Source organism: Streptomyces angustmyceticus (assembly GCF_040701845.1).
GTDB classification, from domain to species: Bacteria; Actinomycetota; Actinomycetes; order Streptomycetales; family Streptomycetaceae; genus Streptomyces; species Streptomyces angustmyceticus_A.
The window spans coordinates 288,521-314,834 of the sequence record NZ_JBFBHQ010000002.1 but is presented as its reverse complement, the minus strand read 5'-3'; the positions used below and the strand labels follow the sequence as shown (position 1 = coordinate 314,834).

The following is a 26,314-nucleotide window of genomic DNA, read 5'->3' as shown; positions in this document are numbered from 1 at the left end:
TTCGGGGCCGCGTCGGGCGAGGGCAGGAACGAGCCGGGCGAGCGTGGTAGCCGAGCACGGACCCTTTGGCCGTCCGTACACCTTCGAACGTTACGCTGCCCCCTGTCGGCGATGATCCGCATCCGCCGCCACCGTCCGTTTTCTCCCCTCTTGCGCAGGTCAGCGCTTGACCACCCTTGGATTGCGTAGTTTCCATGTCTTGGTTTGAATCCTTCGTCCTCGGACTCGTCCAAGGGCTGACCGAGTTCCTCCCGATCTCCTCCAGTGCGCATCTCCGGCTGACCGCGGCGTTCGCCGGCTGGCACGACCCCGGTGCGGCGTTCACCGCCATCACCCAGATCGGCACCGAAGCGGCCGTCATCATCTACTTCCGCAAGGACATCGGGCGGATCATCTCGACGTGGGCCCGCTCCCTCGCCAACCGGGAGCTGCGGCACGATCACGACGCCCAGATGGGCTGGCTGGTGATCGTCGGCTCGATCCCGATCGGCGTGCTGGGCATCACGCTCAAGGACGCCATCGAGGGGCCGTTCCGCGATCTGCGGCTGATCGCCACCACCTTGATCGTCATGGGTGTGGTCCTCGGCATCGCCGACCGGCTGGCCGCCCGCGACGAGACCGGCGGCCGGCACCGGGCCGCCAAGCAGCGCAAGAGCCTCACGGACCTCAGCGTCAAGGACGGTCTGGTGTACGGCGTCTGCCAGGCCATGGCGCTCATTCCCGGTGTCTCGCGCTCCGGCGCCACCATCAGCGGCGGCCTGCTGATGGGTTACACCCGCGAATCCGCCGCCCGCTACTCCTTCCTGCTCGCCATTCCGGCCGTACTGGCCTCCGGCGTCTTCGAACTCAAGGACGCGGGCGAGGGCCATGTCGCCTGGGGCCCCACCGTCTTCGCCACCCTCATCGCCTTCGTCGTCGGCTACGCCGTCATCGCATGGTTCATGAAGTTCATCTCCCAGAAGTCCTTCATGCCCTTCGTCGTCTACCGCATCCTCCTGGGCATAGCCCTGTTCGCCCTGGTGGCAGCGGGAACCCTGGCACCGCATGCGGGCGAAACGGCGGGCTGAGCAGGCACCTTCACCCCTCGGGGAAGGCAGCCGCCGGCGGCGAAGCCGAGGTGGTCAGGGGATCAGTACGCAGTGGTTCTCGATGACCCTGCCGCTGCGATCCAGACCACCGCAGACGGCCAAGCGCGGATAGGCCCTGATTTCGCGGTTGACGACGAACCGCCACCGCGACACCCCGGCCTTGCTGTTCCGGTAGTCGCCCACGAAGGCGCGCAACGTCCCCGGCAGTCCGTCCTTCGTCGTGACGGTGATGTCCTGGACGTAGTCGCGCCCCTGATAGGCGGTGGCCACGCAGATGTAGGTGCCGCACGTGGACTTGACCTCGGCGCTCGCCGGCGCCGCGGTCGCCAGCCCCACCGCGCTGACCGCGGCGAGCGCGGCCGCGACCGTCGCCGATCGCCGCCGCGCGGCTGCCACCGCCCGAACCCTCTCCCGGTGTGCGTACATCACGAGCCCCCCTTGACTGCCTGTGCCGGCCGACTGCATCACTCCGCACACTGTCGCGGACCCGAACGGATCCGGCAAGTAGCGGCAAGATCACGGAGCGCTACGCTCCGCCCGGTGGTGACAGCCTTACGAGAGCCGGTCCGTGCGAGAACCGGGCCTTCACGCGCCGTCGGCCGCTGAGCGTGTGCCCCGCCGGAACCGAAGTGACCGCCGTCAGCGGTAACCGGTGTCATCCGCCGGGAGCCCCCGGTCCTGGACCTCGACGACGTAGCGCCAGCAGTCGGGTCGGGTGCCGTCGGTGTCGGTGAACCCGTAGAGGGGGGCGAGTTGGCCGCTGGAGACGACCGTGCCCGTCCAACGCGCGACGTCCGGGTCGGCGGCGAGGGCGACCACCGCCCGGGCGACATAGGTCGGGGACTCGGCGATGCAGAAGTGCGGCACGGCGGCGGTCGCCTCGCGCCAGTTGTCCTCGGTCACGCCGAAGGCCTCCAGCATCTTCTCCGAGCGCAGCCAGCCGGGCGTCACGGCGACGGCGTAGCCCCGGTGCGGGGCGAGTTCCTGGCTCTGGGCCAGCGTCATCCGCGCTACGGCGGCCTTGACCAGGTCGTAGTAGAAGCCCTCGTGATGGCGGTAGGCGGCGTTGTACTCCGCGGTGCCGTCGGTCATCTCGATCACCAGTCCGCCGGGGCGGCGGATGAGCAGCGGCAGCGCGTGGTGGCTGGTGATCGCATGGGTGTCGATGCCCATGCGCAGCATCCGCAGCCCGCCGGGGAGGTCGTGCTCCCAGAGGGTGGTGCCGAACTGGGCGTAGGTGTCGCCGCCGAAGATGTCGTTGACGAGGATGTCGAGGCGGCCGTGGTCGTGGTCGATGCGCTGGACGAGGGCGCGGACCTGATCGCCGTCGAGGTGGTCCACCCGCAGGGCCGTGCCGGTGCCCCCGGCCCCGGTGATCAGTTCACCGGTCTGCTCGATCGTCTCGGGCCGGTTGATCTCCGAGCGGCCCGCCGTGCGGCTGCTGCGTCCGGTGGCGTACACGACGGCTCCGGCGCGGGCGAGTTCCACCGCGATCGCGCGCCCGGCGCCCCGCGTGGCACCGGCCACCAGCGCGACCTTCCCGTCGAGCGCACCGCCCCTCGTCTCGTCCGTCGCCATGGCCCCGGGCTGCTCCCTTTCCCTCGTCCCCGCTCAGGAGTTCCGGCGGGGAAGCGTCGCCCCGGCAGGACCGGTGAGGGCCGCGGGGCGGGTTCGTACGGATCGCAAGTGAGTGTGTGGCGTCAGGAACTGAGGTGATATTGGGCCCAGGGCTGATGGGCCGGTGCGGCATCCTCGTGGGAGGGCGCGAGCGTTCCCCAGGGAGCGAGAGCGTTGTCCCATTCCGAGGCCAGGGCGGCCATGTCCGGGACGGGCTCCGCGGACGGCATCGTTCCGGTGTGCCAGCCGGACGCCATCGGGTGCCCCGCGTGCGCGGTCGCGTTCCAGGCAGCCGTCTGCTGTGCGGGGATGCTGTATTCGGACTCGTGCACCTCGCCGGGGCCGCGCCGGTGCCGTCCCGCATGGGTTTCCGCAGGGCCGGGGTAGAACCGCCCCTGCGCCGAGAGTTGTTGGGCGCGGGTGACCAGGCGGGTGAGGTCGAGCCCGAATTCGGTGGCGAGTTCGCGCAGATCCACCCCGGTCTGCCAACTGCCGATGAGAACCGCGTCCATGGCCGGGGACCAGCTCTGTTCCGCCGTCGCGCCGACTCCCTCACGGGGCAGGCCGGTGGCGCGGGTTCCGGCAGGGGGATTCTGGTGAGAGTAATCGGCGGCGGGATCGGGCGCCGGCGCGGCTTCCTCCGGCTCACGCGGCGGCGCGGCGGCGGGAGTGGCGGTCGCCAGCAGCTCGTCGGCGACGGCGCGGGCATCCTCCTTGCCGACCGTACGCCGGGCGATCCGCACTTCCCGCTCGTTCAAGCCGAACAGCCCGGCCACCGCGCCGGTACTGCCCACCGTCACCGCAAATGCCGCCAAAACCCTTGACCGGTCCGCCTGCGCCTCGTCCAGTCTGGCCTGCGCCTCGCGCACCCGCTCATCGCCCAGACAAAACGCTTCTGCCAGCACGGCGTTGCGGTCCCACAACTCTCTAGGATCCATACCCACTCAACGGCTCTTGGGCAGAGGTGTCCCGATCTGATTCAGCAAAGCACTCCAAAGCACCCATCGAACCACCAGATGACAATCACCCCGGTGCACCGCCCCCGATCACCCCCGACCTGATCGGGATGTCATATTCCCTGGTCACGCGCTCGCGTACCTACTCAACGCGGATTGTCGGTGCCGTGGGCTACTGTCATGATCGATGACACTTTCATCGTTCCATGTGCTCATGGGGGGGCCGTGACTCATTTTTCCCGTTTTTCGTCCCGCGTCGCAGCGACGCTGCTCACCGGTGCCGTGCTGTGCGGCACGGCAGCCTGCACCGCCTCCGGCGGCCGCACCGCCGCGTCGGGGAACCTCCGCGCGACGCCGGTCGCCGCGGTGCAGAAGGCCGTGAACAAGGGGGCCAAGCTCAAGTCCGTCTCGTACCAGCTCTCCGGCAAGGTCCCGGGCCAGGGGACGATCGACGGCAAGGTGGCGTTCAGTGTCAGCCCGCGCGCCATCGACATGCGGATGAAGGCCTCCGGGGGCAAGGAGGAGGGCGAGTTCTCGGTGCGGCTCGTCGGGGACGCGGTGTACCTCGGCGGGGGCGGCAAAGCGGCGGCCGAGATGGACGGCAAGCACTGGATCAAGTTCGCGATGAAGGGTAAGGAAGCCGCCGGCCTCGCGGGGATGCAGCGGCAGGCCGACCAGGACCCGGCGGCGCAGGCGTCCCTGCTCCCCCAGTCCGACGACGTCAAGAAGGTCGGCGAGGAGACCGTCGACGGGGTGCGGACAACGCACTACGCCGGTGTGGTCGAGGTGGCGGACCTGCTCGACAAGCGGGCCCCCAAGAGCGCGCTGGACACCGAGCGCCGCAAGAAGGTGCTGGAGCAGTACCAGCAGCTCGGGGTGAGCAAGCTGCACCTCGACATGTGGGTCGGTCCCGGCGACCGCACCGTGAAGTTCCGTGAGCGGGCGCAGGCGGCCCAGGGGCCCCTGGACCTGACCATACGGTTCTTCGACGTCAACAAGCCGGTCAGGGTGCAGGCGCCGCCCGCCTCCGACACGGTGGACCTGGAGCAGAAGCTCAAGGAGGCCGGGAAGCGCCTGGGTTAGCGGTCAGCGGGGGTTGCCGCCGCCGGGCGCGGGGTCATCGAGGTGCGGCAGGCCGATCGGGTTGGGGAACGGCAGCACGTCGGCGGCCAGGAGGCGCCGGACCAGGGGTTCGAGCGTGTGCAGCATCTCCTCGGCCGCCGCCTCGGGCAGCGGGCGCAGCAGGCGTCCGGCCAGCCGGTCGGTCGCCGTCTCGATGCGCTCCCGCTCCTGCCGGCCGTGATCGGTCGCCTCGCCCCGTGCGTCCACGAGCCCGCGGGCGCGCAGCCGGTCCGCGGCGGCGGCCCACTCCTCCTCGCTCCAGCCGCGGTCCTGCCGCATGGTGTCGCGGGGGACGCGACCCGATGCGGCGGCCAGGACCAGGGCCTCGCAGCCGTCGAGCCCCTCGTCGGCGAGCACGGCGAGATGCGCGTCCCCCCTGAACTCCCGCACCGTCGTGGCCAGTTGCCACAGGCGCTCGACGGGGTCGGCGTGATCGCACAGCGCGCGGTTGGCGGCGAACAAGGGGCGGGCGACGGCCGGCGCCTCGTCGACGATCGTCTGGAGCGGGGGCAGCAGTTCGACCGCCGTGCGTTCCAGCTCGGGGGCGATCTCGCGCAGCGCGTGGGCCGCACGGCTGCCGCGCTCGTCGAGGGCGTGCGCCGGGCTGACGACGCTCCAGGCCGCGGGCAGCGCACGGGCCACCATCCCCGGGGCGAACACCCCCAGTACGGCCGTCGCCGCCGCGGGCTCCACCGCACCCAAGGGGGCCGTGCGCGAGGCGAAATACCCCATCCAGAAGCCCTTGAGGCCGAGGTCCTTGCCCAGGGCCCGGCACCCGTCGTCGAAGTAGCAGACCGCGTGCAGCGGCTCGGTCAGCAGCCAAAGCGATCGCGCGTGCAGCTCCATGAACGGCACGCTACCGCCGGCGGGCGTCCGGCGCACCGACCGGAGGACGCGGGCCGCCGTCGGCCGGGGGGCGGCCGTCGGCGCGGCGGCGGTCCGGTGTCAGCCCGCGGTGCGGCCGCCGGCTCCGAAGCCCGACTCCCAGGTCCACAGGTGGGTGCAGTTGGGGCACTGGAGATGCAGCACACTGCCCTGGTTCGACAGGAGATAGCGCCAGTGATCACCGCAGGTGCGGCCGTCGAGGCAGGTCCCGCAGTCCAGGTGGTCCGCGCAGCCGGGGCAGGGGACCCAGGCCCGGCGGCCGATATCGGCGGTGGGATCGAGGGGCAGCCGCATGCTCAGGCCTGCCCGGGGCCCGGCAGCACCTCGGCGGCGACCAGCATGTCGTAGGTGGCCTGCTGCTCCGCGTCCAGGCCCGAGTAGAGGAGCCGGTACGCCTCGTCCTCGCCCTCCATCACCGCGACGGGGTCCCAGCCCTCGCCCAGCGCCGCGAGGACCTCGGCCCGCCGCTGCGCTTCGTGAGCGGCGAGGTCCAGCTCGAATATCTGGTGGTCAGAGGTGTTGCGGTCGTTCATGGTGCGCGTCCTGTACCACTTGCGGATGATGCGGACGTGTTTATCAAGCGGGACGGCACTGAGGAAGCGTCAGAGGGAGGGGGCCGGGCCGGGGTCACGGGATTCGGGCCGGTCGATCGCTCAGCGTGACACCAAACACGGGGACGAAGTTCTTCAAATCCGGCACTTCGGGCACGGTCGGCCTGAGATATGCCCGAGATTGTCGGGAATTTAAGGCGTGATGTACTTCATCCCCGTGAGATCGGATCGTCCAGGTCGCCCGGCCCCGGTCTCCACCCCGGCCCCCACTCGCGCCCGGCTTCGGGCCTCGGCCCCTGCCCCGCCCCCTCGCCCCGCCCTAAGCCGGCCGTTCCGGATCGGCGGGGGCCGCGGAAGCCGGCGGAACGCCGGGCAGGCGCCGCACCGCGACCGCGGCGGCGTCGTCGCCGAGTCTGCCGTTGGTGTGGGCCAGGAGATCCGCGCGCAGTCGGCGCAGCACCTGCTGCGGGCTGCCCTCGCTCCAGGCACCGGCGCGCTCGGCCAGGGGGTAGAAGGCGCCCTTGTCGTCGCGGGCCTCGCTCACCCCGTCCGTGTGGAGCAGCAGGAGGTCGCCCGGTTCGAAGGGGAATGTCTCGACCTCGTAGTCCGGGTCCCCGGCCAGACCGCCCAGGCCGATCGGGAGCGCGGTCCGGGCGCCGTACAAGGGGGTGGCCCGCCCGTCGCGCAGCAGCAGCGGGGGCGGGTGGCCGCAGTTGATCAGGCGCAGCACGGACCAGCGGTCGGGGACGTCCAGCAGCACGACGGTCGCGAAGGTCTCCTCGCTGTCGGGGTCGCCGGCCGAGCCGGGGACCGCAGCGCCCGGCAGGGCGGCGGCGCCGGGGCCGGGGTTCGGGCCGGCCGCCGGCTGCGCCCCGGCCCCGGCGCCCGGTGCGTCGTACCACTGGCTGCTGTCCCAGCGGACGGCGCCGTCGAGGTGGACGGCAAGCCGGGGCAGGGTGGCCTGGCGGTGGGCGGCCGCCCGGAAGGCGCCGAGGATGAGGGCGGCGTGACCGTAGGCGGGCAGCCCTTTGCCGCGGACGTCGCCGATGATCAGCCGGGTGCTGCTGGTGGTGCGCGCCGCCGCGAACAGGTCGCCGCCCATCTCCGCCTCCTCCTCGGCCGCCAGGTAGAAGGAGGCGATCTCCAGGGCTCCGCTGCGCGCGGGCAGCGGCCGGAGCAGCACCTGCTGGGCGACCGCGGCCACCGAGCGGCTCTGGGTGAGCCGTCGCTCGTTGCGGTCCCGTACGACGGTGAAGAGCACGACGAGCCCGGAGACGACCACCAGTGCGACGATCTGGGCCTGCAGGTTCGCGGTGAACAGCACCTGGCGGGCGATGCCGATGAACACCTGGGCGGCCACCGCCAGCGCGCCGATCGCCGCGGTCGGGCGGGGTCCGGCGAAGGCCGCGGTGATCGCGGGCGCCGCGACGAGCAGCGGCCCCAGGTGGATGTCGGGCGGTGCGAGCACGTCGATCACGCAGACCGCCGCGATCAGCCCGACCGGGATCAGCACCAGGGCACGGCTCAGTTCCCGTCGGCCGCGCAGCTCCGTCCGCCGTGCAAAGGGCATGCCTCATGTTTGCACCCGGGCGTACGACATGCCCGGTTCGCCGCCGTCATGCCCCGGGCTGCTCCACCGCCCGCCGCAGGGCCGCGATGAGCAGGTCGAGGGCGGGCTCGACGGCCGAGCCGGCCATGGCGGGAAGGTGCTCCCGTACGCGGTGCAGGCTGGGGAACTCGTCCGCGGGCAGACCGGCGTACCCGTTCCGCCAGGCCTGCTCGTCCGCCACGCGCTGGGCGGGGGTCAGCCGCAGTGCGCCGGCGTCCAGGGCCGCGTGGCCGAGGGCGGTGTCGACGAGTGCGTGGTAGTGGCGGACGGCGGCGGCCTCGTCGAAACCGGCCTGGAGCAGCAGGCCGATGCCCGTGTCGACCGCGTGCTGCTCGTGCGGCCGGCCCGTGACCCGGACGGTGCTGAACACGGCGATCTGTGGGTGGCGCAGCGCGGAGCGGTAGGCCCGCAGGCCGAAGTCGCGCAGGTCGGCGGCCCAGTCGCCGGTGGACGTGAAGCCGGTCATGGACTCGCCGATGAGGCGGTCGGCCAAGGCGAGCAGCAGGTCCTCGGTGTTGCGGAAGTAGCGGTAGACGGCGGACGGGTCGGCGCCGAGGGCCGCGCCGAGTCTGCGCACCGTGAAGGCCTGCGCCCCCTGCGCGTCGATCAGTTCGCAGGCGGCGTCGACGATGAGATCGGCCGACAGGACCACCCCTGAACTCGTCGGCCGGCGCCGCTTGCGCTCGGCCGGGACGCGCTCGCTCTCCGCCACGCCGAATCCCCTCCGCTCCACTCCGCCCCGGCCCGCGGGCCCTGTCGGAGTCAGGTTAACCACGAGGTTACGTCAACACCGTTGACACAAGATGGACGGGGCGGTTTCATCGGCGGACACACACGGATCACCGCGGTGCCCCATCCCGCACCACCCCCCTTCCGTACGACGCAGCCGGTCCGCGACCCCGGTCCCGGCGCGCGCCGTCCTGCCCCGCCGCCCCTCCCCGCACCTCCCGTCCCCCTGGCCCGGCCGAGACGGTCCGGCCCGCCGTCCAAGGAGTGAGTGCCATGCCTTCCGCAGTGCAGCAGGACCCCGGCCCGGCGAGAATGCGCCGCTCGCTGGGGGTGAAGGACGGGGTGGCGATCGCCGCGTCGAGCACCGCGGCGACCACCAGCATCGGCATCGGAATGGGCACCCTGGCCGCGTACACCGGGCGGCAGACGCCCGCGCTGTTGCTGCTGGCCTTCCTGCCCATCCTCGGCATCGCGCTGTCGTACGCCCGGCTCAACCGCACCGAGCCCAACTGCGGCAGCGGCTACACCTGGGTGGGCCGGTCCATCGGGCCCTGGCCCGGGTTCCTGACCGGGTGGGTGGTGCTGGTCGGGAACGTGATCTTCATGGCGTACACGGGCGCGGTGACCGGCTCCGTCGTCCTGCAGTTCCTCAACAAGATGGGCCTGCGCAGCGTAGGAGGGCTCCGGCTGGATCCGGGCTCGACCGGCATCAGCACCGTCGTCGGGCTGGTCGCGCTGGTCATCGTCACGATCACCGCGATCACGGGCGTGCGGTCCGCGACCCGGCTGCAGATGTGGCTGCTGGTCTTCGAGTACGCGGTCCTGCTGCTCTTCTGCGGCTACGCCCTCGCCACCGGCGACCAGCCGTTCTCGCTGTCCTGGCTCAACCCCTTCGAGATCTCCTCGCCCCAGGCGCTGGCCCAGGGGATGGTGCTGGCGGTGTTCTTCTACTGGGGCTGGGACGCCGCGTTCAGCGTCAACGAGGAGACCCGCAGCTCCACCGACGCCGCCCGCGGCGGACTGATCGCGCTGGCGGCGATGCTGGGGCTGTTCCTCATCGGTGCGCTCGCCTTCCAGCGTGTGATGAGCACCGGCGAACTCGTCCACAACGGGCCGCAGGCCCTCACCTTCCTCGGCTCCGCACTGGCGCCGGAACCCTGGGCGTCCCTGCCCCTGGCCGCCCTGATGTGCTCGGCCTTCGCCTCTCTCCAGTCGAGCGTCATCCCCACCGCCCGCGGCACGCTGGCGATGGCCCGCGACCGCACGCTGGGCCCGATGTGGCAGCGGGTGCACCCCCGCTACGGCTCCCCCGCCGTGGGCACCCTCGTGGTCATGGCCCTCGCCGCGCTCCTCGCCGTGCTCGCGGTCGGTATCCCCCAGCTCAACGACATGATCCTGACCGCCGTCAACTCCATCGGCCTGACCGTGGCCCTCTACTACGGGCTGACCGCGCTCGCCTGCGCCGTGCGCTTCCGCGACAGCCTGCGCGGCGGCGTGGTGCGCGCCCTGCGCGACGTGCTCGTCCCGGCGGTGAGCGCGCTGACGCTGTTCGGGCTCGGCGGCTACCTCGTCTGGGACTACGCGACCATGAGCGACCACTTCGAGGCGAGCCCCGACAACGGCTGGTTCATGCTGCTGCTGCCCGCACTGTTCATCGCGCTGGGCCTGGCCACCGCCGCCTGGGCCAAGTGGGTGCGCCGCGCCCCGTACTTCCGCACCGGCCGGGGGACGGACGCCGACGCGATCAGCCTCCCGATGGACGCGGAGAGCGCCGCCCTCCCCAGCCCGTCGGAGGGCTGACCGCACTCCCGCGCCGCCGCAGGCCCGGAAGGCGGCGGCTCGACACCTCCGTCACCACGCACACGACCCGTAACTCACCCACCTCACACATCTGGAGCGACGCCCGTATGGATCTCAGCACCGCCTCGGCCCCCGAGCCCACTCCGGAGGCCGCCACCGGTGACGGCCCCGCCGACCTCGTCTTCGTCTCCGGTCCCGTGCACACCGTCGACGCCGCGCGCACCCGGGCGAGCGCGGTGGCGGTACGCGGGGACCGCATCGTCGCCGTCGGGCACGACGCGGACGTCCGTGACCTGATCGGGCCCGCCACGGACGTCGTCGACCTGCGCGGCAAGCTGCTCGTCCCCGGGTTCCAGGACGCCCATGTCCATCCGGTGGGCGGGGGGCTGGAGTTGGCGCTGTGCGATCTGAGCGCCGCCGTCACCGCCCAGGCGTACCGCGAACTGATCAGCTCGTACGCGGCGGCGCACCCGGAGGCGGCGTGGATCACGGGCGGCGGCTGGTCCCTGGAGGCGTTCCCCGGCGGCATGCCGACCCGGGAGTTCCTGGACGCCCTCGTCCCCGACCGCCCGGTGTTCCTCGTCAACCGCGACCACCACGGCGGCTGGGCCAACTCCTGCGCCCTGGAACGGGCCGGGATCACCTCCCGCACCCCGGACCCGGCCGATGGCCGCATCGAGCGGGACGCCGAGGGCCACCCGACCGGCATGCTGCAGGAAGGTGCCATGCAGCTGGTCGGCGACCTGATCCCGGAGGCGACGCTCGCCGAGCGGACCGCCGGACTGCTCAGGGCGCAGCGCCTGCTCCATGCGTACGGGGTGACCGCCTGGCAGGACGCGATGCTGGGCCGCGGCCCCGGAACCGCCGACTGCGCCCCCGCGTATGCGGCGGTCCGGGACGACGGGAAGCTGACCGCGCGGGTCACGGGGGCGCTGTGGTGGGAACGGTCCCGTGGCCTGGAGCAGATCCCCGAACTCGTCGCCCGGCGCAAGGAGCTGACGGGCGGACGGCTGCGGGCGACGAGCGTCAAGATCATGCAGGACGGCATCGCCGAGAACCACACGGCCGCCATGCTCACCCCGTACCTCACCGCCTGCGGCTGTGCCTCCGACAACAGCGGCATCTCGTTCATCGACCCCGAGGAGCTGCGGGCCTACGTCACCCTGCTGGACGCGGAAGGCTTCCAGGTGCACTTCCACGCCCTGGGCGACCGGGCCGTACGCGAGGCGCTGGACGCGGTCGAGGCGGCCCGGCGGACGAACGGATGGCGCGACACCCGGCCGCACCTCGCCCACCTCCAGGTGGTCCACCCCGACGATGTCCCGCGCTTTCGCAGGCTGGGCGCGACGGCGAACATCCAGGCGCTCTGGGCGGCCCACGAGCCGCAGATGGACGAGCTGACCATTCCCTTCCTGGGCGCCCAACGGGCCGCGTGGCAGTACCCGTTCGGCGACCTGCTGCGCTCGGGCGCCACCCTTGCGGCGGGCAGCGACTGGCCGGTCAGCTCCCCGGACCCGATCGCCGCGCTGCATGTCGCGGTCAACCGCCGGGCGCCCGACGGCCCGCCCTCGGCGCCGGTCTTCCTCCCCGAGCAGCGGATCGACCTGGGCTCGGCGCTCGCCGCGTACACGGCCGGCAGCGCCTACGCCAACCACCTCGACGACACCGGCACCCTCCAGCCGGGAAAGCTGGCCGACCTGGTCGTCCTGGACCGCGACCCCTTCGACGGGCCCGCCGAGGAGATCGCCGCGACCCGCGTCCTGCAGACGTTCGTCGGGGGGAGCCGGGTGTACGCGGCCGAGGACGCCTGAGGAGAGCGCGCAGGGGGCCCGCCCGTCGGCGGGAGCGGCCGGCCGCGGCACGCTTCCCGTCCGGCGGGCCGGGCCCCCGCCCGGCCCGGGCCGCTGTTCACCCGCCCCGCCGCCGCCCGGCCGGCGCCGTGGGCCCGCCCGGCGCCGCCGCCCGCTCCCCCGGCGTACGGACCGGTGCGGTGCGCCGCCCCCCGTTGGCGAAGAAGTCCGCCAGCGGCAGCGTCGCCGCGCCGACCGTGACCGCGTCGGGGCCGAGCGTGCCGAGGCCGATGGTCACCCGGCCCGCGGGGTGCGCGAGGGAGTAGGCGGTGGCGTAGGTGCGGACGGCGGACAGGAGGTGCGGGCCCAGCTGGAGGCCGGCCCAGCCTCCGATGAGCACCCGTTCGGGGCTGAAGAGGTTGATCAGGTCGGAGATGCCGGCGCCGAGGTACTCCGCGGTCTCGTCCAGGACGGAGCGCGCGACCGGGTCGGCCGCCGCATTGCCGTCCGGCGGGTGGGCGGCCGCGATCAGTGCCGTGAGCGCCGTCTCCTCGTCGGCGCCGGCGGGCGGTCGGCCGCCCGCTTCCCGCCAACGCTGCAGCAGGGCCTCGGCCCCGGCGTAGGCTTCCAGGCAGCCACGGGCACCGCAGCGGCAGCGCCGGCCGCGGACGCTGACCGTCAGATGCCCCCATTCGCCCGCGCTGTCGCGTGCCCCGCCGTCGATGACGCCGTCGGTGACGAGGCAGGCGCCGACGCCGGAGCCGACGAGCACGATGACCGCGTCCTTGGCGCCCCGGCCGCCGCCGAACCACATCTCGGCCTGGCCCAGCGCCTTGGCGCCGTTGCTCAGGAAGAACCCCACTGCGGCGGGCAGCCCGACGGCGTCGCGCAACAGCCCTTCCAGCGGGACGGCGTCCCAGCCGACGGTCTGGCCGTGGACGACGGCGCCGCCGGGCCCGCCCCGTTCGAGGATGCCGGGGACACCGACGCCGACGCCGAGCAGCCGGCCGGGAGCCGTACCGCTCTCCCGCAGCACGGCGGCGATGCCGTCGGCGACATGGCGGACGATCAGGTGCACCTCGTGGCCGTGGTGCGCCAACGGAAGGTCACAGCGGGCGAGTTCGTCCATGGCGACGTCGAAGAGTCCGACCCGGACGCGGGTTTCGCCGATGTCCACGCCGATCAGGCGGCCGCTCGACGGGGCGACGCGGAGCAGGGTGCGCGGCCGGCCGCCGGCGGACTCGACCACGCCGGCCTCCTCCAGCAGTCCGTCCTCGGCGAGTTCGGCGACCACGTTGCTGACGGAGCCTGAACTGAGGCCCGTTGCGGGGCCGAGTTCCTGCCGGCTCAGGGGACCGTCGGAATACAGCCGTTCCAAAACCGCCGTGCGATTGGCTCTGCGCAGGTCACGCACGGTGCGCTGGGGACGATCGGCCATCTGGTTCCCTCCCGGCCCGCGACCCGGCGGCGTCGGCGCTCTTGACGCACCCTTCTCTCGGGCCTTAACTCACACCCTAAGTTAAGCCATGAGGCCGTTCAGGAACTGAACATGGCCGACCTCGGACTCCTCAGAGAGAGGCGTATCCGTCATGCGCATACTCCGAGCCGCGACCATCACCGCCACCGTCACCGCGCTCGCCGCCGTGGCATCCGGATGCGGGGGCGGGACGAGCCCCGGAGGGGGCAGCGACGACGCCCCCGGGACCCTGACGTACTGGGCGTCCAACCAGGGACCGAACGTCGAGGCGGACAAGAAGATCCTCGGTCCCGAGCTGAAGAAGTTCGAGCGGCGGACCGGGATCAAGGTCAGGCTGGAGGTCGTCCCCTGGCCCGAACTGCTCAACCGGATCCTCACCGCCACCACCTCGGGCCAGGGCCCCGACGTGCTCAACATCGGCAACACCTGGTCCGCTTCGCTGCAGGCCACCGGCGCGCTGCTGCCCTGGGACAAGAAGAACTTCGACGCGATCGGCGGACGCGGCCGCTTCCTGGCACCGGCCCTGGACGCCACGGGCGCGGCGGGCAAGGACCCGGCCGCGGTCCCGTTGTACTCGCTGGCCTATGCGCTCTACTACAACAAGCAGATGTTCAAGGACGCCGGGATCAGCGAACCCCCGGCCACCTGGGACGAGTTGGTCGCGGACGGCAAGCGCATCGCCAAGGGCGGCAAGTGGGGCCTGGGCGCCGAGGGCGGTCAGCTGACCAACAACATCCATCAGGCCTTCGTCCTCGGCAAGCAGCACGGCGCCGACTTCTTCGACGGCTCCGGCAAGCCCGCCTTCACCTCGGACGGCGCGGTCGCGGCGGTCAAGCAGTACATCGACTTCATGGCCAAGGACAAGATCATCGCGCCGGGCAACGCCGAGTACGGGCAGAACCAGTCGCTGCGGGACTTCGCCACGGGCCGGACCGCGATGGTGCTGTGGCAGGCCGCGGCCACCACCTTCGCGGCCGACGGGATGAAGCCGGACGAGTGGGGCGTCGCCCCGGTGCCCGTCCCCTCCGGCACGCCGGGCACCGGCCGGCAGACCAACTCCATGCTCGCCGGTATCAACATCGCCGTCTTCAAGAACACCCACAACCTCCACGGCGCCCGGGAGTTCGTGAAGTTCATGACGAGCGACGCCGAACAACGGCTGCTCAACAAGACCTACGGCTCCATCCCGCCCGTCACGGCCGCCCAGCGGGACCCGGCCTTCGACCGCCAGGACACCAGGGTGCTGCGCGACACGCTCACCCGCAGCGCCACGCCGCTGCCGCAGGTCGCCGAGGAGTCGCAGTTCGAGACGTCCGTCGGCACCGCCATCAAGGACCTGTTCGCCGACGCGGCCGCGGGCCACCCGGTGACGACCGCCTCGGTCACAGCGCGTCTGGCCAAGGCCGAGCAGCAGATGGCGCAATGAGGATCCCCGCCGGGCTGCGCCGGGCCGGGCTGCCCTATCTGCTGCTGCTCCCCGCGCTGGCGCTGGAGCTGCTGGTCCACCTCGTCCCGATGGTCATCGGCATCGTGATGAGCTTCAAGGACCTGACCCGGCTCCATATCGGCGACTGGGGCACGGCCCCCTGGGAGGGGCTGGGCAACTACCGCGTCACCGTGGACTTCGACGCCCCGGTCGGCGCGACGCTGCTGCACTCGTTCCTCGTCACCTGTGCGTTCAGTGTGCTGTCGGTCGGCCTGTGCTGGCTCCTGGGCACCGCGGCAGCGCTCTTCCTCCAGGAGGACTTCCGGGGCCGCGGCCTGCTGCGGGCCGTGTTCCTCACCCCGTACGCGCTGCCGGTCTACGCCGCGGTGATCACCTGGGCCTTTATGTTCCAGCGGGACAACGGCCTGGTCAACCATGTGCTGCACGACCAACTGCACCTCACCGACGGCCGGCCCTTCTGGCTGCTGGGCGATCACAGCTTCGCCGCGCTGCTCGTGGTCTGCGTGTGGAAGACCTGGCCGTTCGCGTTCCTCGTGGTGATGGCCGGGCTGCAGAGCATCCCCAAGGAGCTCTACGAGGCGGCGGCGCTCGACGGAGCGGGCATGCTCCGGCAGATCCGCCGGATCACCCTGCCCTCCCTGCGTCCCCTCAACCAGGTGCTGGTGCTGGTGCTCTTCCTGTGGTCCTTCAACGAGTTCAACACGCCGTACGTGCTGTTCGGCAAGGCCGCTCCGGAGGCCGCCGACCTGCTCTCCATCCACATCTACCAGTCCTCGTTCGTCACCTGGAACTTCGGCACCGGCTCGGCCATGTCCGTCCTGCTGCTGCTCTTCCTGCTGGTGGTGACGGCCGGCTATCTCCTGGCCACCTCGCGCGGAAGGAAGCACGCCGATGACTAGCGCCACAGCCCGTACGGCCGGCCGCCGGCGCTCCCCCACCGCCCCGCCCCGCTCCTTCCGCTGGGCCCGCCGGATCTTCCTCACCGCGCTGACCGGCTTCGTGCTGCTCCCGGTGTACGTGATGCTCAGCAGCTCGCTCAAGCCGCTGGAGGACGTCTCGGGCAGCTTCCACTGGCTGCCCGGCACGCTGACGATCCGCCCCTACCTCGACATCTGGCACACGGTCCCGCTGGCCCGGTACTTCGGCAACTCGCTGATCGTGGCGGGCTCGGCCACCGTCTGTTCGGTGGTCATCGCGGTCTTCGCCGCGTACGCGGTGAGCCGCTACCGCTTCCGCGGCAAGCGGGTCTTCACCGTCACGGTGCTGTCCACGCAGATGTTCCCCGGCATCCTCTTCCTGCTCCCGCTCTTCCTGATCTACGTCAACATCGGCAACTCCACGGGCGTCGCCCTCTACGGCTCCCGCGGCGGCCTGGTCCTGACCTATCTGACGTTCTCGCTCCCGTTCTCCATCTGGATGCTGACCGGGTACTTCGCCTCGGTGCCGCGCGAGCTGGACGAGGCCGCGTACGTGGACGGCTGCGGCGCGCTCGGGGCGCTGTTGCGGGTCGTGGTGCCGGCCGCCCTCCCCGGGATCGTCGCGGTCGCGGTCTACGCCTTCATGACCGCCTGGGGGGAGGTGCTGTTCGCCTCGGTGATGACCAACGACACCACCCGCACCCTCTCGGTCGGGCTGCAGGGCTACGCCACCCAGAACGACGTCTACTGGAACCAGGTCATGGCCGCGTCCCTGGTCGTCAGCGTCCCGGTGGTCGCCGGGTTCCTGCTGCTCCAGCGCTATCTGGTCGCCGGGCTCACCACCGGGGCCGTCAAATGACCCACGCCGAAAGGAACCCCGTGACCGACCGGATCGACTTCGCCGCCCTGCCGGACGGCTTCGCCTGGGGCGTGGCCACGTCGGCCTATCAGATCGAGGGAGCGGTCGCCGAGGACGGCCGCGCCCCCTCCATCTGGGACACCTACGCGCACACCCCGGGCCGGACCGCCAACGGGGACACCGGGGACCGGGCCTGCGACCACTACCACCGCTGGCGCGAGGACATCGCGCTGATGCGGCAACTGGGGGTCGGCGCCTACCGGTTCTCGGTGGCCTGGCCGCGGGTGGTGCCGGACGGCGACGGCCGGGTGAACGCCGCGGGCCTGGCGTTCTACGACCGGCTCGTCGACGGCCTCCTCGAAGCGGGCATCACCCCGTTCGCCACGCTCTACCACTGGGACCTGCCCCAGGCGCTCCAGGACCGCGGCGGCTGGCCCGAGCGCCGGACCGCCGAGCACTTCGCGGCGTACGCCTCGGTGGTCGCCGGGAAGCTCGGCGACCGGGTCCCGCAGTGGGCCACGCTCAACGAGCCCTTGTGCTCGGCCTGGATCGGCCATCTCGAAGGCCGGATGGCGCCCGGCCTCACGGACCTGCCGGCAGCCGTGCGCGCCTCCTACCACCTGCTGCTCGGGCACGGCCTGGCCGTAGGGGCGATCCGGGCCGCCGCCCCGGACGCCGGGATCGGCATCGTCACCAACCTGAGCACCGTCGAGCCCGCCACCGGGTCCGGGGCCGACGCCGCGGCGGCCCGGCGGATGGACGGGCACACCAACCGCTGGTGGCTCGACCCGGTGCACGGCCGCGGCTTCCCCGCCGACATGCGGGAGGTCTACGGCGTCGAGCTGCCGGAGCGACCCGGCGACCTCGCGGCCATGGCGGAGCCGCTGGACTGGCTGGGGCTGAACTACTACTTCCCGGTCGTGGTCGCCGCCGACCCGTCCGGCCCGCCGCCGTTCGCCCGCCCGGTGCGCCGGCCGCACGTGCCCCGTACGGGCATGGACTGGGAGATCGACGCGGGCGGCCTGGAAACCCTGCTGCTGCGGCTGACCGAGGAGTACGCGGCGCCCAGGATCTACGTCACCGAGAACGGCTCCGCCTACCCGGACGTCGTCGGCCCCCGGGGCACCGTCGAGGACCCCGAGCGCACCGCGTACCTGCACCAGCATGTGGCGGCCTGCGCCCGTGCGGCCCGGAAGGGCGCCCCGCTCGCCGGGTACTTCGCCTGGTCGCTGATGGACAACTTCGAGTGGGCCTACGGCTACGACAAGCGCTTCGGCCTGTTCCATGTCGACTTCGCGACCCAGGTGCGCACCCTCAAGGACAGCGGCCGGCACTACGCGGCACTGATCGGCGGCCGGACGCACCGCGCCGCCCCGCCCGCGGTCTGAGCCGTACGTGTGCGGCGGACCGGCCCCGGCGGGTTCGCGGGGGCCGGTCCGCCGGGCACGCCGCCCGCCTACTCGACGACCAGCTCGACGTCGATGTTGCCGCGGGTGGCCTTGGAGTACGGGCAGAACTGGTGCGTCGCCTCGACCAGCTGCCGCCCGGTCTCGCCCGCGAGGGCGTCCGGCAGCTCGACGCGCATGACGACGGCCAGCCCGAAACCGGTGTCGTCCTTGCCGATGGAGACCTCGGCGGTGACCGAGACGTCCTTGGTGTCGAGCTTCATCTGGCGGCCGACGTTGCTCATCGCGCTGGCGAAGCAGGCCGCGTAGCCGGCGGCGAAGAGCTGCTCCGGGTTGGTCCCGGCACCGTTGCCGCCGAGGGCCGGCGGCATGGCCAGGGCCAGGTCGATCTGGCCGTCGGAGCTGACCGCCCGGCCTTCGCGGCCGTTGGCGGTGGCGACAGCGGTGTACAGCGCGTCCATCACAGTTCCCCTTCGGTGGCGCGGCGGCCGCTTCCCGGCCACCGACAGGCATCACAGTGACACACATTTAAATTGTGCGCAACTCGATTGCGCACAACTAAATGACCCGGCGAGCTAACCTGGACCCATGACCTCCGCCACCAGGCCCCCGGTACCCGACGCCGAACTCCTCCGCCTCGACCACCAGGTCTGCTTCTCGCTGCACGCCGCCTCACGGGCCTTCGGCGGCGTCTACCGCGACGCCCTCAAGGACCTGGGCCTGACCTACCCCCAGTACCTGGTCATGCTGGTCCTGTGGGAGCACGGCTCCCAGCCCGTCAAGGCCATCGGCGAACGGCTCCGGCTGGACTCCGGCACCCTCTCCCCGCTCCTCAAACGCCTGGAGTCGGCCGCCCTGGTGCGCCGCGAGCGGAGCACCGAGGACGAGCGGTCGGTCACCATCCACCTGACCCCGGCCGGCGACGAGCTGCGCGAGGCCGCCCTGCCCGTCCCCCGCAGGATGCTGGCCGCCACCGGCCTGACCATCGAGGAACTCCGCACCCTCCAGGGCCTGTTGGGGCGGGTGACCAGCGCCCTCGACACGGCCTGACACCGGAGGCCCTCCGCGGTCCGCCGGCCCGCGGCCCGTACCTCCCGCCGGTCCGCGGCGTTACGTACGTAGGTGCTCTCCGCGGCGTCCGCAAGGCGAGGCGCCGACGCCCTGGCCGCCCCGGTGCGCTCATCACCCCATTGAGCTACCAAGGTTGGGGAGTCATCGGGACAAAGGCGTATAAAGGGTGGTCAAACCAGCCGGAGCCGCCGGTGAAATCCCGCCCACGACGCGGTTGGCAGCATCGCCTACGACAAGCGGAGGAGCGCCACGTGAATGCGGCAGAAGTTGTCAACACCTTGCTGGTCCAACGATTCGGGGTCGCCCCGGTCGACATCGCCGAGGAGGCTCCGCTGCGCAGCCTGCGCCTCGACTCCCTGGCGCTGGAGGAGCTCCGCGTCCTCATCGAGGAACGGCTGGACATCGACCTCGACGAGGTGTCGCTGACCCCGCGGAACACGGTGGGCCAGCTGGTGGCGGCCGTCGACGGCACCGTGCCGGCATGACGGCCCGCCAGGAGCCGTTCTCCGCGGCCGTGACAGGGCTGGGACTGGTGACCGCGGCGGGCGTGGGGGCGAAGGCCACCTGGCACGCCGTCACCCAGGAAACCGTGCCCCACGGGGTGTCCCACCAAGAGGAACTCGCCGACCTGCCCTGCGACTTCATGTACACCATCGCCGGTCTGGACACCACCGAGCTGCTCGGCGTGGCCACCCAGCGGCTGATGGACCGCTTCTCGCAGCTCGCGGTGATCGCCGCCCGGGAGGCCGTCGCCGATGCCGGGCTCGACCCGGAGTCCTGGGACAGCAGCCGGGTCGCCGTGGTGATCGGCTCCGCGCACGGCGGGCTGCCGTTCTACGACGAGCAGCATGTCGCCATGGCCGGGCGCGGCGCCCGCCGGGTCTCCCCCAAGCTCGCCCCGCTGACCGTCGTCAACAGCGCCGCCAGCAGCGTCTGCATGGACATCGGCGCCCACGGCCCCAGCCTGGGCGTGGCCACGGCCTGCTCCTCCGGGACCGTCGCCCTGGGCACCGCGCACCAGCTGCTGCGCGCGGGGGTCTGCGACATCGCCATCGCCGGCGGGGCGGAGTCGGTCCTGTCCCGGCTGCTGATCGCCAGCGCCTGCCAGATGAAGGCGGTCTCCACCCGCCGGGACGACCCCGCCGCCGCGTGCCGCCCCTTCGACGCGGGCCGGGACGGCTTCGTGGTCGGCGAGGGCGCCGGGCTCCTGGTGCTGGAGCGGCCCGAGCACGCCCGGGCCCGCCACGCCCCCGTACGCGCCCACATCCGCGGCTACGGCGCGTCCAGCGACGCCTACGCGGCGGTGGCCCCCGACCCCGAGGGCAAGGGCATCGAGCGGGCACTGCGCACCGCACTGGCGGACGCCGGGGTGGGGGCCCGCGACATCGGTCACGTCAACGCGCACGGCACCTCGACGGTCGCCAACGACCACATCGAGGCCGCCGCGCTGCAGCGGGTCCTCGGCGACCACCCCCTGGTCACCTCGACCAAGGCCATGACCGGACACGCGCTGGGTGCCGCGGGCGGGATCGAGACCGCGCTCACCGTGCTCGCCCTGGAACAGCAGCTGGTGCCCCCGACCGCCAACCTGGAGGTGCTGGACCCGCGGATCCCGGTCGAGGTGGTGCACACGGAGGCCCGGCAGGCGGCGTTCGACTGCGCGGTCAAGACGTCCCTCGGCTTCGGCGGGCACAACGCCGCGCTGGTGCTGACCCGCTAGGCCCTGCCGTCACACGCGCCCCGCCAGGGCTGCGGGAGTGTGACGGCACGGCCTGGACCGCCCCCGCGCGCCGCGTCGGCGCGCCCGTTCCCGCCGGTGCCCCGAGAAGGAAATCTGACATGTCCGAGGAAACGATCCGCTCCTTGTCGGTGCACGGAGTGTCCTACTCCTACCGGCGGCTGCGGCAGCCGGAGCGGATCACCGAGCCGGTGCTGGTGCTGGGCGGCGCGCTGCAGGGGATGTTCGGCTGGCCGCAGATGGAAGATCACGTGGGGCCGTTCGCGGATGTGGTGACCGCCGACCTGCCGGGCATGGGGAGCGCCGACCCGCTTCCCCCCGGGCCGAGCATCGATGTGGTGTGCGCCGCGATCGAGGGCATCATCGAGGATCTGGACGTCCCCCGGATCAACCTCTTCGGCTTCTCCTACGGCGCCGGCCTGGCCTACGGATGCGCCCGGCGGTTCCCCGGACGCATCGCGCGGCTCGCCCTGGGCGGGGTTCCGGCGCACATCAGCCAGGCGCAGCAGGAGCTGTGGCGACGGGCTTCCGACCATCTCGCGCACGGCGACACCGAGGCCTTCGCCACCCTGGTCACCGAGGGGCTGATGTGCCTCGACGACCGCCGGCACGTCGTGCACCGGCGGCTGGCCTACCGCTACGTCCGGCGCTCGATGCTGCAGGCGGCCCGGAACTCCCGGCACGCCGTCGAATCGCTGCGCAGGGGGATCTCGGACCGCCCGGACTTCTCCGGCGGCCTGACCGGTATCCCCGCCCTGGTCTTCAGCGGCGAGCACGACACGGTGACCTCCCCGGCCCGGCAACGGGACTTCGCGGCCACCATCACGGGCAGCCGCTTCCTGACGATTCCGGACGCCGATCACTGGGTGGTGCTCGAACGCCCCCGGGACGTCGCGGACTTGGCGGCCCGGTTCTTCACCGACGGTCCGCTGGGCTCGGCGCCCTGCCTCGCGCCGGTGGCGCGCGAGGAGGCTCCGGCCGCCGATCCGGCGTGCGTATGAGCCGCCTCCGGGTCATGAGCCAGGCCTGGAGCACATTCCCTTGCGGTTATATAACTCGCGCAGCATACTGAAGGCATGCCCCTACCGTTCGACGTCCTCGCGGAACCGAGCCGGCGCAGGATCCTCGACCTGCTCCTGGAGCGCCCACGGCTGGTCGGCGAGCTCACCGAGCAGCTCGGACTGAGCCAGCCCGGCACCTCCAAGCATCTGCGGGTGCTCCGCGAGGCCGGCCTGGTCCGGGTCCGGCAGGACGCCCAGCGCCGCTGGTACGAGCTCCGCCCCGAGCCCCTGGCGGAGCTGGACGCCTGGCTCGCGCACTACCGGCATCTGTGGACCGGGAGCCTCGACGCCCTGGAACGGCATCTCGACGCCATGGAGGACGACCCCCGATGAACCCCCGCTCCGACAGCCTCACCCCCGCCGGCGACGGCCGGAACGCCCTGCGCATGGAGCGCAGGCTCGCCCATCCGCCCGCGAAGGTCTGGTCGGCGATCACCGACCCGGCGCACATCGGGCAGTGGTTCCCCTCCGAGGTCACCGTGGAGCTCCGGCCCGGCGGGGCGATGACCTTCACCATGCCCGGCGTGCGCGATGTCGCCATGACCGGCACGGTCACCGACGCCGAGGAGCCCCGGCTGTTCGCCTTCACCTGGGGCGAGGACCATCTGCGCTGGGAGATCACGCCGGACGGCGAGGGCTCGCTGCTGACCCTGGTCCACACCTTCGGCGACCGGTTCGGCGGCGCGAGCTTCGCCTCCGGCTGGCATCTGTGCCTCACCGCGCTCGCGCAGCTGCTCGACGGCGCACCGACGGCCGTCCCCCGCGACACCGGGGAGCTGCACGAGGCGTACGTCGAGCAGTTCGATCTCGGGCAGGGTGTGGTCGAGGACACCCCGGACGGCCTGCTGGTCCGTTTCGAGCGCCAGCTCGTACGGCCCGCCGAGACCGTCTGGGCGGCGCTGGCCCCGGGGGACGAACCCGTGGAAGGCGCGCCCGCACCGGCGGGCTTCACCACGGGACGGGCGCCGGCCGGGCCCGTCACCGAGGTACGGGCCCCCACGGTGCTCGCCTACCGCTGGCAGCCGGACGGCACGGTCCGGTGGGAGCTGGGCCGGGGCACCGGCCATGGCGCCCGGCTCGTCCTCACCCAGACCGGCCCGCGCGATTTCGACGCGGACGCCGCACGGATCGCCTGGCACGACCGCATCGAGCATCTCGCGGCACGTCTCCTGGAATCCTGACCCGCCGCGGACCTCGTTCCCGCTGACGCGCGCCCCCTATGGACTTCGGAGTCCATAGGGGGCGCGAGCGTTATTGCGGCCCTTTCCGTGAGGCCTTTCCGGCAGCGGCGCACCGCCGCTCCGCGGTGTGAGCCAGGCAACTTCCGGGGGCCGCCGAGAGGTCACGGCGACCGGCGCCGGGTGATGCGCGGCACGCGACGTACGTCACGTACGAGCGGTTTTAGTCGATGCCGTTCCCCGCGCTGAGCGCGAAATGCAGGATTTACAACGGACATCTCACTCCATCTCACGAAGATAGGTAGTACAAGGCACCTTTGCCTGCATCCAGGGCGCTCGCTAAGCATGTTCGGCGTAGCACCGAGAAGCGCCTGCGATCTCAGCCAGAGCGGCGAACGCGGCCACCGACCCTCGGTCTCACGCGCCAACCGAAGGCCGTCTCCCCCGCCACCAAGCCCTGGAAGAGGTCACCCTCATGCCGAACTTCACCCTGCCCCGCCCCGCCCGCCTCACCCGTGCACACAAGGTCTCCGCGGCAGTGGTGGCCACCGCGAGCTGCGCGGCCGCCCTGGCGTTCACCGCGGCGCCGAGCGACGCCGAGACCACCGCCGGTCACGCGTCGGCCGCGGTCAAGCCCGTCAGCGCCAACGGCCTTCCGCTCACCGCGAAGGACCGCGCCGACGACGGCAAGAAGGGGCAGCAGCTCGCCTCGTCCGTCGCCGACGGCCTCAAGGTCACCGCGGTCGAGAAGCAGGGCCACACCGCCAAGCAGGCCGCCAACCGGTCCGCCGAGCGCAAGGTCATAGCCTCGCCCAAGTCCGCGGCCCCCAAGGCGGCGCCGAAGGCCGCCCCGAAGCGCTACGCGAACAACCTCGACGGCTGGATCCGCGAGTCGCTCGACATCATGAAGTCCAAGGGCATCCCCGGCTCCTACGAGGGCCTGCACCGCAACATCATGCGGGAGTCCAGCGGCAACCCGAACGCCGTCAACGACTGGGACATCAACGCCATCAACGGCGTGCCCTCCAAGGGCCTGCTCCAGGTGATCCAGCCCACCTTCGACACCTACCACGTGTCCGGCACGCCCAAGAAGCTCACCGACCCGATCGCCAACATCACCGCCGCCGCCAACTACGCGGCCCACCGGTACGGCTCGATCGACAACGTCAACTCGGCCTACTGAGCCGGACAGACGCGACCGTGAGGACGGTCGGAGCAGACTGATACAGGTGCCGCGGAGCGGCACCGGCACGGCAACGGCAGTGGCCCTGCCCGCATCGCGCGGGCGGGGCCACTGCCGTTGCCGTCGGCGTGCGCGGCCGGCGCCGGGCCCCGGTTCTCGTGCCGGACTTCGGTGCCCGGCGCCGCGCGTCAGAAGCGGCCGCCGCGCACCCTGTCTCCGCCGAAGAGCGTGTCGAGGATCTGGCCGGCGATGCGAAGCCCTTCCCGTTCCCTGGGGGTGAGCGGGTGCTGGCGGTGCCAGCCGCGCTGGTGGTGGCCGTCGGCGGGCGCGGCGGCGGCAACTCCCGTGGCGAGGAAGCCGGAGACCAGCAGGCCGGTGAGAACGACGGTGAGACGACGGAGCATGAGCACGTCCCTACGGTGAGTGATGGCTGTGTGCGGTGTCACCTTCGTGGAGCGGGGGGTCCGTAGTCATGCGACAGCTCCGGGCGCTGCTGCGAACGGACCAGCGGCACCGCCGTATCGCCTGAGCGGCCACGCACCGACGGCGCATGCGCACACGGGCCTTCCCCCGCCCGCAGATCCGTGATCTCCGTGGCGCCGGACGCCGCCCCCCGCTCGTGAATCAGCGCACAATTGCCGCCCCATTGGGCCCGGGCGCAGTGCCCCGCACCACATGTGGGGTTCTCCCGGCCCCGCCCCGTTGCCAAGTCGCCCGGATAAACGGCCGCAGTGCACGCCACCGGCGGCCGCAAAGGCCGGTAATTCCGGTGTGAGCCAGGCAACTTATACGGGCCGCCGAAGCGCCTTTGCGGCCGCTCTCAGGTGACTCGGGGCACGCGACGTACGTCACTTACGAGACTGCCTAGTTGATTTCCATGCGGCCATTCCGGGCCAACGCCGCCAGAAACGCTTATTACTTCGGGGATCCGGGTTTACCTCACGAAGATGAGTAGTACCGAGCAACATTGCCTCGATTCGGGACCGGCGTTAACCATGGATTCCGACGCACTGAGAGCGAGTTTGCGACTCACGCCCCAAGGCGATCGCAACAAAGACCTCCGGTGCGGAACGCGCCGCCAAAAAGGCCGCCTCCCCGTCCCCAGTACCTGGAAGAGGTCAATCTGCATGCCTAGCTTCACCCTGCCCCGCATCACCCGCATCACCCGCACCCACAAGATCGCCGTGGCCGTTCTGGCCGCCGCGGGTGCCACCTCGGGCCTGGCCGTCACCTCGGCTCCGGACACCGCCCAGGCGGCGTCCGCGCACGCCCCGGCCGCGGTCAAGCCCGTCGATGCGAAGGGCCAGCCGGGCAAGGCCGGCGACGTCAAGACCGGCCGCGCCGTGACCGCCTCCGCCGCGGGCCACACCAAGGTCGCCGACGTCGCCAAGCAGCACAGCGCTCAGCAGGCCGCCAGCCGCTCCACCGAGCGCACCGGCGTCAAGGACTACGCGAACAACCTCGACGGCTGGATCCGTGAGTCGCTCGACATCATGAAGTCCAAGGGCATCCCCGGCTCCTACGAGGGCCTGCACCGCAACATCATGCGGGAGTCCGCCGGTAACCCCAACGCCGTCAACAACTGGGACGTCAACGCCGTCAACGGTGTGCCGTCCAAGGGCCTGCTCCAGGTGATCCAGCCCACCTTCGACAGCTACCACGTGTCCGGCACGCCGAAGAAGCTCACCGACCCGGTCGCCAACATCACCGCCGCGGCCAACTACGCGGCCGACCGTTACGGCTCGATCGACAAGGTCAACTCGGCCTACTGAGCCGGCTGAGCCGATGAGCCGTCGCCGGCCCTCCCGGCCGGCCCAGGGCCGATGAGGC

27 protein-coding genes are annotated in these 26,314 nt (G+C 71.9%); 16 read left to right on the top strand and 11 right to left on the bottom strand.

All coding sequences use genetic code 11. The features are described 5' to 3' along the window. The first annotated feature begins 194 nt into the window (after positions 1-194). On the top strand, positions 195-1,067 hold the full coding sequence (locus tag AB0411_RS05295; protein ID WP_366415877.1) for an undecaprenyl-diphosphate phosphatase: 873 nt from the start codon (positions 195-197) through the stop codon (positions 1,065-1,067). Positions 1,068-1,121: 54 nt separating this feature from the next. Here the strand turns inward: AB0411_RS05295 and AB0411_RS05290 are convergent, their stop codons facing one another. From AB0411_RS05290 to AB0411_RS05280, 3 genes are all read right to left on the bottom strand, one after another. Beyond that, a complete protein-coding gene (locus AB0411_RS05290; protein ID WP_366416304.1) occupies positions 1,122-1,514 on the bottom strand; it encodes a hypothetical protein in 393 nt (130 codons plus the stop codon). 213 nt (positions 1,515-1,727) lie between these two features. Beyond that, the gene (locus AB0411_RS05285) at positions 1,728-2,666 is read right to left on the bottom strand and encodes an SDR family oxidoreductase (RefSeq protein WP_366415875.1); all 939 of its coding nucleotides are present in this window, start codon (positions 2,664-2,666) and stop codon (positions 1,728-1,730) included. Between the two features lie 122 nt (positions 2,667-2,788). Continuing rightward, positions 2,789-3,628, bottom strand: coding sequence for a hypothetical protein (locus tag AB0411_RS05280; protein ID WP_366415874.1), 840 nt, complete (start codon positions 3,626-3,628; stop codon positions 2,789-2,791). Between the two features lie 258 nt (positions 3,629-3,886). Here AB0411_RS05280 and AB0411_RS05275 point away from each other — a divergent pair, with 258 nt between their 5' ends. Beyond that, the gene (locus AB0411_RS05275) at positions 3,887-4,744 is read left to right on the top strand and encodes a hypothetical protein (RefSeq protein ID WP_366415873.1); all 858 of its coding nucleotides are present in this window, start codon (positions 3,887-3,889) and stop codon (positions 4,742-4,744) included. 3 nt (positions 4,745-4,747) lie between these two features. Here AB0411_RS05275 and AB0411_RS05270 read toward each other — a convergent pair whose 3' ends face one another. The 5 genes from AB0411_RS05270 to AB0411_RS05250 all read right to left on the bottom strand — a co-directional run bounded on the left by AB0411_RS05270 (position 4,748) and on the right by AB0411_RS05250 (position 8,540). After that, the gene (locus AB0411_RS05270; protein ID WP_366415872.1) at positions 4,748-5,629 is read right to left on the bottom strand and encodes an SCO6745 family protein; all 882 of its coding nucleotides are present in this window, start codon (positions 5,627-5,629) and stop codon (positions 4,748-4,750) included. A gap of 99 nt (positions 5,630-5,728) precedes the next feature. Next, on the bottom strand, positions 5,729-5,962 hold the full coding sequence (locus AB0411_RS05265) for a hypothetical protein (RefSeq protein WP_366415871.1): 234 nt from the start codon (positions 5,960-5,962) through the stop codon (positions 5,729-5,731). 2 nt (positions 5,963-5,964) lie between these two features. Further along, a complete protein-coding gene (locus AB0411_RS05260; RefSeq protein WP_366415870.1) occupies positions 5,965-6,201 on the bottom strand; it encodes a DUF6400 family protein in 237 nt (78 codons plus the stop codon). 337 nt (positions 6,202-6,538) lie between these two features. Further along, a complete protein-coding gene (locus AB0411_RS05255) occupies positions 6,539-7,789 on the bottom strand; it encodes a PP2C family protein-serine/threonine phosphatase (protein ID WP_366415869.1) in 1,251 nt (416 codons plus the stop codon). A 46-nt stretch (positions 7,790-7,835) separates the two neighbouring features. Further along, positions 7,836-8,540: a TetR/AcrR family transcriptional regulator gene (locus AB0411_RS05250; protein ID WP_366415868.1), complete on the bottom strand. Its 705-nt coding sequence runs from the start codon at positions 8,538-8,540 to the stop codon at positions 7,836-7,838. Positions 8,541-8,830: 290 nt separating this feature from the next. On the opposite strand from AB0411_RS05250, the gene AB0411_RS05245 reads away from it, so the two are divergent. Together AB0411_RS05245 and AB0411_RS05240 are read left to right on the top strand one after the other, a co-directional pair. Then, the gene (locus AB0411_RS05245; RefSeq protein ID WP_366415867.1) at positions 8,831-10,357 is read left to right on the top strand and encodes an APC family permease; all 1,527 of its coding nucleotides are present in this window, start codon (positions 8,831-8,833) and stop codon (positions 10,355-10,357) included. A 107-nt stretch (positions 10,358-10,464) separates the two neighbouring features. Then, complete coding sequence (locus AB0411_RS05240) at positions 10,465-12,168, top strand: amidohydrolase (protein WP_366415866.1); 1,704 nt, start codon at positions 10,465-10,467, stop codon at positions 12,166-12,168. Between the two features lie 97 nt (positions 12,169-12,265). Here the strand turns inward: AB0411_RS05240 and AB0411_RS05235 are convergent, their stop codons facing one another. Then, complete coding sequence (locus AB0411_RS05235) at positions 12,266-13,585, bottom strand: ROK family transcriptional regulator (protein WP_366415865.1); 1,320 nt, start codon at positions 13,583-13,585, stop codon at positions 12,266-12,268. Positions 13,586-13,736: 151 nt separating this feature from the next. Here AB0411_RS05235 and AB0411_RS05230 point away from each other — a divergent pair, with 151 nt between their 5' ends. From AB0411_RS05230 to AB0411_RS05215, 4 genes are read left to right on the top strand one after another with little or no spacing between them, the layout of a single operon-like run. Beyond that, on the top strand, positions 13,737-15,050 hold the full coding sequence (locus AB0411_RS05230) for an ABC transporter substrate-binding protein (RefSeq protein ID WP_366415864.1): 1,314 nt from the start codon (positions 13,737-13,739) through the stop codon (positions 15,048-15,050). Continuing rightward, entirely contained in the window at positions 15,047-15,970 is a 924-nt protein-coding gene (locus tag AB0411_RS05225) for a carbohydrate ABC transporter permease (protein ID WP_366415863.1), read from the top strand. The genes AB0411_RS05230 and AB0411_RS05225 overlap by 4 nt, the downstream gene beginning before the upstream one ends. Beyond that, the gene (locus tag AB0411_RS05220) at positions 15,963-16,847 is read left to right on the top strand and encodes a carbohydrate ABC transporter permease (protein ID WP_366415862.1); all 885 of its coding nucleotides are present in this window, start codon (positions 15,963-15,965) and stop codon (positions 16,845-16,847) included. The genes AB0411_RS05225 and AB0411_RS05220 overlap by 8 nt, the downstream gene beginning before the upstream one ends. Further along, on the top strand, positions 16,844-18,235 hold the full coding sequence (locus AB0411_RS05215; RefSeq protein WP_366415861.1) for a GH1 family beta-glucosidase: 1,392 nt from the start codon (positions 16,844-16,846) through the stop codon (positions 18,233-18,235). Before AB0411_RS05220 ends, AB0411_RS05215 begins: the two co-directional genes overlap by 4 nt. 68 nt (positions 18,236-18,303) lie before the next feature. On the opposite strand, the gene AB0411_RS05210 is transcribed toward AB0411_RS05215, so the two are convergent. Further along, positions 18,304-18,714 carry an organic hydroperoxide resistance protein gene (locus tag AB0411_RS05210; RefSeq protein ID WP_366415860.1) on the bottom strand — a complete coding sequence of 137 codons (411 nt, stop codon included), beginning with the start codon at positions 18,712-18,714 and terminating at the stop codon, positions 18,304-18,306. A gap of 127 nt (positions 18,715-18,841) precedes the next feature. Between AB0411_RS05210 and AB0411_RS05205 the strand changes: the two genes are divergently transcribed. The 7 genes from AB0411_RS05205 to AB0411_RS05175 all read left to right on the top strand — a co-directional run bounded on the left by AB0411_RS05205 (position 18,842) and on the right by AB0411_RS05175 (position 24,484). Continuing rightward, complete coding sequence (locus AB0411_RS05205) at positions 18,842-19,303, top strand: MarR family winged helix-turn-helix transcriptional regulator (protein ID WP_366415859.1); 462 nt, start codon at positions 18,842-18,844, stop codon at positions 19,301-19,303. A gap of 272 nt (positions 19,304-19,575) precedes the next feature. Further along, a complete protein-coding gene (locus tag AB0411_RS05200) occupies positions 19,576-19,809 on the top strand; it encodes an acyl carrier protein (protein ID WP_366415858.1) in 234 nt (77 codons plus the stop codon). After that, positions 19,806-21,044, top strand: coding sequence for a beta-ketoacyl-[acyl-carrier-protein] synthase family protein (locus AB0411_RS05195; protein ID WP_366415857.1), 1,239 nt, complete (start codon positions 19,806-19,808; stop codon positions 21,042-21,044). The genes AB0411_RS05200 and AB0411_RS05195 overlap by 4 nt, the downstream gene beginning before the upstream one ends. 119 nt (positions 21,045-21,163) lie before the next feature. Next, the gene (locus AB0411_RS05190) at positions 21,164-22,063 is read left to right on the top strand and encodes an alpha/beta fold hydrolase (RefSeq protein WP_366415856.1); all 900 of its coding nucleotides are present in this window, start codon (positions 21,164-21,166) and stop codon (positions 22,061-22,063) included. Between the two features lie 75 nt (positions 22,064-22,138). Further along, complete coding sequence (locus AB0411_RS05185) at positions 22,139-22,456, top strand: ArsR/SmtB family transcription factor (RefSeq protein WP_086721403.1); 318 nt, start codon at positions 22,139-22,141, stop codon at positions 22,454-22,456. Then, positions 22,453-23,304, top strand: coding sequence for an SRPBCC family protein (locus tag AB0411_RS05180; RefSeq protein WP_366415855.1), 852 nt, complete (start codon positions 22,453-22,455; stop codon positions 23,302-23,304). Before AB0411_RS05185 ends, AB0411_RS05180 begins: the two co-directional genes overlap by 4 nt. Positions 23,305-23,776: 472 nt before the next feature. Then, positions 23,777-24,484 (top strand): transglycosylase SLT domain-containing protein, encoded by a 708-nt coding sequence (locus tag AB0411_RS05175; protein ID WP_366415854.1) that lies wholly within the window; start codon positions 23,777-23,779, stop codon positions 24,482-24,484. Positions 24,485-24,672: 188 nt separating this feature from the next. On the opposite strand, the gene AB0411_RS05170 is transcribed toward AB0411_RS05175, so the two are convergent. Further along, entirely contained in the window at positions 24,673-24,888 is a 216-nt protein-coding gene (locus AB0411_RS05170; protein WP_366415853.1) for a hypothetical protein, read from the bottom strand. 723 nt (positions 24,889-25,611) lie between these two features. Here AB0411_RS05170 and AB0411_RS05165 point away from each other — a divergent pair. After that, positions 25,612-26,256 carry a transglycosylase SLT domain-containing protein gene (locus tag AB0411_RS05165; protein WP_366415852.1) on the top strand — a complete coding sequence of 215 codons (645 nt, stop codon included), beginning with the start codon at positions 25,612-25,614 and terminating at the stop codon, positions 26,254-26,256. Positions 26,257-26,314: the final 58 nt, after the last annotated feature.

Coding starts and splice junctions, on each gene's coding strand:
- AB0411_RS05260 (WP_366415870.1), bottom strand. CDS start 6,201: ATGAACGACCGCAACACCTCTGACCACCAGATATTCGAGCTGGACCTC.
- AB0411_RS05220 (WP_366415862.1), top strand. CDS start 15,963: ATGACTAGCGCCACAGCCCGTACGGCCGGCCGCCGGCGCTCCCCCACC.
- AB0411_RS05185 (WP_086721403.1), top strand. CDS start 22,139: ATGCCCCTACCGTTCGACGTCCTCGCGGAACCGAGCCGGCGCAGGATC.
- AB0411_RS05270 (WP_366415872.1), bottom strand. CDS start 5,629: ATGGAGCTGCACGCGCGATCGCTTTGGCTGCTGACCGAGCCGCTGCAC.
- AB0411_RS05290 (WP_366416304.1), bottom strand. CDS start 1,514: ATGTACGCACACCGGGAGAGGGTTCGGGCGGTGGCAGCCGCGCGGCGG.
- AB0411_RS05240 (WP_366415866.1), top strand. CDS start 10,465: ATGGATCTCAGCACCGCCTCGGCCCCCGAGCCCACTCCGGAGGCCGCC.
- AB0411_RS05285 (WP_366415875.1), bottom strand. CDS start 2,666: ATGGCGACGGACGAGACGAGGGGCGGTGCGCTCGACGGGAAGGTCGCG.
- AB0411_RS05210 (WP_366415860.1), bottom strand. CDS start 18,714: ATGGACGCGCTGTACACCGCTGTCGCCACCGCCAACGGCCGCGAAGGC.
- AB0411_RS05175 (WP_366415854.1), top strand. CDS start 23,777: ATGCCGAACTTCACCCTGCCCCGCCCCGCCCGCCTCACCCGTGCACAC.
- AB0411_RS05245 (WP_366415867.1), top strand. CDS start 8,831: ATGCCTTCCGCAGTGCAGCAGGACCCCGGCCCGGCGAGAATGCGCCGC.
- AB0411_RS05170 (WP_366415853.1), bottom strand. CDS start 24,888: ATGCTCCGTCGTCTCACCGTCGTTCTCACCGGCCTGCTGGTCTCCGGC.
- AB0411_RS05225 (WP_366415863.1), top strand. CDS start 15,047: ATGAGGATCCCCGCCGGGCTGCGCCGGGCCGGGCTGCCCTATCTGCTG.
- AB0411_RS05195 (WP_366415857.1), top strand. CDS start 19,806: ATGACGGCCCGCCAGGAGCCGTTCTCCGCGGCCGTGACAGGGCTGGGA.
- AB0411_RS05180 (WP_366415855.1), top strand. CDS start 22,453: ATGAACCCCCGCTCCGACAGCCTCACCCCCGCCGGCGACGGCCGGAAC.
- AB0411_RS05265 (WP_366415871.1), bottom strand. CDS start 5,962: ATGCGGCTGCCCCTCGATCCCACCGCCGATATCGGCCGCCGGGCCTGG.
- AB0411_RS05215 (WP_366415861.1), top strand. CDS start 16,844: ATGACCCACGCCGAAAGGAACCCCGTGACCGACCGGATCGACTTCGCC.
- AB0411_RS05205 (WP_366415859.1), top strand. CDS start 18,842: ATGACCTCCGCCACCAGGCCCCCGGTACCCGACGCCGAACTCCTCCGC.
- AB0411_RS05235 (WP_366415865.1), bottom strand. CDS start 13,585: ATGGCCGATCGTCCCCAGCGCACCGTGCGTGACCTGCGCAGAGCCAAT.
- AB0411_RS05190 (WP_366415856.1), top strand. CDS start 21,164: ATGTCCGAGGAAACGATCCGCTCCTTGTCGGTGCACGGAGTGTCCTAC.
- AB0411_RS05230 (WP_366415864.1), top strand. CDS start 13,737: ATGCGCATACTCCGAGCCGCGACCATCACCGCCACCGTCACCGCGCTC.
- AB0411_RS05295 (WP_366415877.1), top strand. CDS start 195: ATGTCTTGGTTTGAATCCTTCGTCCTCGGACTCGTCCAAGGGCTGACC.
- AB0411_RS05165 (WP_366415852.1), top strand. CDS start 25,612: ATGCCTAGCTTCACCCTGCCCCGCATCACCCGCATCACCCGCACCCAC.
- AB0411_RS05255 (WP_366415869.1), bottom strand. CDS start 7,789: ATGCCCTTTGCACGGCGGACGGAGCTGCGCGGCCGACGGGAACTGAGC.